The organism is Caulobacter sp. (assembly GCF_035254145.1).
Taxonomy (GTDB): Bacteria; Pseudomonadota; Alphaproteobacteria; order Caulobacterales; family Caulobacteraceae; genus Caulobacter.
Genome location: NZ_DATFAV010000039.1, coordinates 1 through 3,258, shown reverse-complemented (window position 1 = coordinate 3,258; position 3,258 = coordinate 1). Strand labels below are relative to the sequence as shown.

The window sequence follows — 3,258 nt, the reverse complement described above, 5'->3', positions numbered from 1 at the left end:
GGGCAACTCGGGCGGCCCCAGCTTCGACATCTACGGCCGGGTGATCGGCGTCAACAGCGCCATCTACTCACCGTCGGGCGGTTCGGTCGGCATCGGCTTCGCCATTCCCGCGGACGTGGCCGAGGCCACCGCCAAGCAGCTGATCGCCGGCGGCAAGGTGGTGCGCGGCTATATCGGCGTGACCATCCAGGACTTCAGCGCCGAGTCGGCCGAGGCCCTGGGCCTGAAGGACGTCAAGGGCGCCATCGTCGCCGAGCTGGTCCCCGGCGGTCCCGCCGCCAAGGCTGGCCTGCTGCCGGACGACATCCTGACGGGCGTCAACGGCGTGACGATCAACAACCGCTCCGAACTGACCCGCGAAGTGGCCAAGGCCCGTCCGGGCGAGACCATCAAGATGTCGATCCTGCGCGACGGCAAGCCGCGCGTCGTCGACGTCAAGTCGGGCACGCGTCCGGCCGAGGGCTCGCTGGCCGTAAACGACGACGACCAGGATCAGGACGGCGGCGCCGCGCCGGCGCCGGACAAGCCCGCCAGCCAGCGGATCGACGCCCTGGGCCTGACGCTCTCGCCGATCGATCCGGCCTCGCGCCAGACCTACAAGATCGACAGCGAGATCAAGGGCCTGCTGATCACCGGCGTGAAGGGCGACAGCGACGCCGGCGAGAAGGGCCTGGCCAAGGGCGACGTGCTGGCCAACATCAACGGCGCGACGGTCAATAGCGCCGCCGACGTCAACGCCGCGGTGGCCGCCGCCAAGAAGGCCGGCCGCGCCAGCGTGCTGGTCAAGGTGATCCGCCAGAATCGCCCGGTCTTCGTGCCGCTGAAGATCGCGCCGTAGGCACGATCGCCGTCGAGACGACAGAGCCCCGCCCCGGTCCGCCGGAGCGGGGCTTTTTCGTATCTGTCCAAGGTTTAAGTTACGCCGGTCGTCGAAACCGCTATCAACCGGACGACTATCGCGTGACGCGCGGAATCGGGAGAACGTCGAACGTTCCGCTGTTCCGCCTTAAGCGCATGAGGGGCTCGCTGATGCGTATTCTGATTATCGAGGACGACCTGGAAGCCGCCGCCGCCATGGCGCATGGCCTGAAGGAGGCTGGCTACGAGGTCGAGCACGCGCCCGACGGCGAGGCCGGCCTGGGCGTGGCCCAGAAGGGCGGCTTCGACGTGCTGATCGTCGACCGGATGATGCCGAAGATGGACGGGGTCACCGTCGTCGAGACCCTGCGCCGCGAGGGCGACCAGACGCCGGTGCTGTTCCTGTCGGCCCTGGGCGAGATCAACGACCGCGTCACCGGCCTGCGCGCCGGCGCCGACGACTACCTGGTCAAGCCCTACGCCTTTCCCGAGCTGATGGCCCGGGTCGAAGCCCTGTCGCGCCGCCGCGAGACCGGCGCCGTCGCCACGACCCTGAAGGTCGGCGAACTCGAAATGAACCTGATCAACCGGACGGTCCATCGCCAGGGCAAGGAGATCGACCTGCAGCCGCGCGAATTCCAGCTTCTGGAGTTCATGATGCGCCACGCCGGCCAGTCGGTGACCCGCACCATGCTGCTGGAGAAGGTCTGGGAATACCACTTCGACCCGCAGACCAACGTCATCGACGTGCACATTTCGCGCCTGCGGTCCAAGATCGACAAGGGCTTCGATCGGGCCATGCTGCAGACCGTGCGCGGCGCCGGCTACCGGCTCGATCCCTAGGAGACAGGCGGCGGCATAGCCGCCTACGACACCATGCGTCTCCCGCGCCTTCTCCGCACCACGCCGTTCCGGCTGACCCTGCTATTCCTGGCCCTGTTCGCGGCGGCCGCCAGCGCCTTCCTGGGCTATATCTACGTGGCCACGGCCGGCGAGGTGAACCGCCGCGCCCAGGCCGAGATCAGCCGCGAGTTCGAGAGCCTGGAGGCGGCCTACCGCCAGGGCGGCGTCGACGCCCTGAACCAGACCATCGTCGAGCGGGCGACGGGCGAGAAGCCGTTCCTCTATTTCCTGGCCGACAAGACCGGCAAGCGCATCTCCGGCTCGATCGAGGAATCCCCGGTCGCCAACTTCAGCGGCGACGGCCCCGAATGGGCCAGCTTCAAGGTCACCGAGACCGACGCCGACGGCGCCGAGGTCAAGGCCGCGGCGCGCGGCGTCCAGCAGCGCCTGGACCAGGGCGAGATCCTGTTCGTCGGCGCCGACGTCGACGCCTCCGAAGCCTATGTCCGCAAGATCGTGCGGGCCCTGTGGGGCGCCGGGGCGCTGGTCATCCTGCTGGGCATGGCCGGCGGGGTGCTGATCAGCCGCAATGTCAGCCGCTCGATGCAGGGACTGGTGGACGTGGTCAACGACGTGCGCGCCGGCGATCTTCGCGCCCGCGCCCGGGTGCGTGGCACCCGCGACGAGTACGACGAGCTGGCCGAAGGCCTGAACGACATGCTCGACAGGATCGAGCGCCTGATGGGCGGCCTGCGCCACGCCGGCGACGCCATCGCCCACGACCTGCGCTCGCCGCTGACGCGCCTGCGCGCCCGCATGGAGGTGGCCCTGATCGACGCCGAGAACGGCAAGGGCGATCCCGTGGCGGCGCTGGAGACCGCCCTGCAGGACGCCGACGGGGTGCTGAAGACCTTCAACGCCGTGCTGGCCATCGCCCGGCTGCAGGCCGCCGGCTCGGCGCCCGACCAGCGCAGCTTCGACGCCTCCGAACTGGCCACCGACATGGCCGAGCTCTACGAGCTGTCCTGCGAGGACAAGGGCCTGGACTTCAAGGCCGAGATTGTCCCGGCCCTGACGATCAAGGGCAACCGCGAATTCCTGGCCCAGGCCCTGGCCAACATCCTGGACAACGCCATCAAATACACGCCCGAGGGCGGGGCGATCATGCTGCGCGCGCGGCGCACCTCGTCGGGCGAGCTGGAGTTCTCGGTCACCGACACCGGCCCCGGCGTGCCGGAGGCCGATCGCGCCCGGGTGATCCAACGCTTCGTGCGCCTGGAGAACAGCCGCAGCGAGCCCGGCGCGGGCCTGGGGCTGTCGCTGGTCAGCGCCGTGGCCGTCTCGCACGGCGGGCGGCTGGAGCTGGCCGAGGGGCCGGGCGAATACAACGGCATGGGCCCAGGCCTGCGCGTGGCGCTGGTGCTGCCGCGGGTGGAGTAGGACGTCGCCCATTCGGTGGGTCTTCTTGCTCTCGACACTCCTCCTGGCCTCAATGTAGCGTTGTGGCTTTCGGGAGGGCGTCATGCGGGTTTTGGGGATTGCGGTGCTTTGTCTTGG

The 3,258-nt window shown here is 69.2% G+C and carries 3 protein-coding genes; all 3 read left to right on the top strand.

Annotated features, from left to right (window positions below; genetic code table 11):
• The coding region (locus VJ655_RS01965) for a PDZ domain-containing protein (protein WP_324097707.1) at nt 1–838 on the top strand (838 nt) is incomplete at its 5' end.
• A gap of 191 nt (nt 839–1,029) precedes the next feature.
• The gene (uczR, locus tag VJ655_RS01960) at nt 1,030–1,701 is read left to right on the top strand and encodes a two-component system response regulator UczR (RefSeq protein WP_324097705.1); all 672 of its coding nucleotides are present in this window, start codon (nt 1,030–1,032) and stop codon (nt 1,699–1,701) included.
• A gap of 33 nt (nt 1,702–1,734) precedes the next feature.
• Nucleotides 1,735–3,141, top strand: a complete 1,407-nt coding sequence (gene uczS, locus VJ655_RS01955; RefSeq protein ID WP_324097703.1) for a two-component system sensor histidine kinase UczS — start codon at nt 1,735–1,737, stop codon at nt 3,139–3,141.
• The last annotated feature ends 117 nt before the right edge of the window (nt 3,142–3,258 follow it).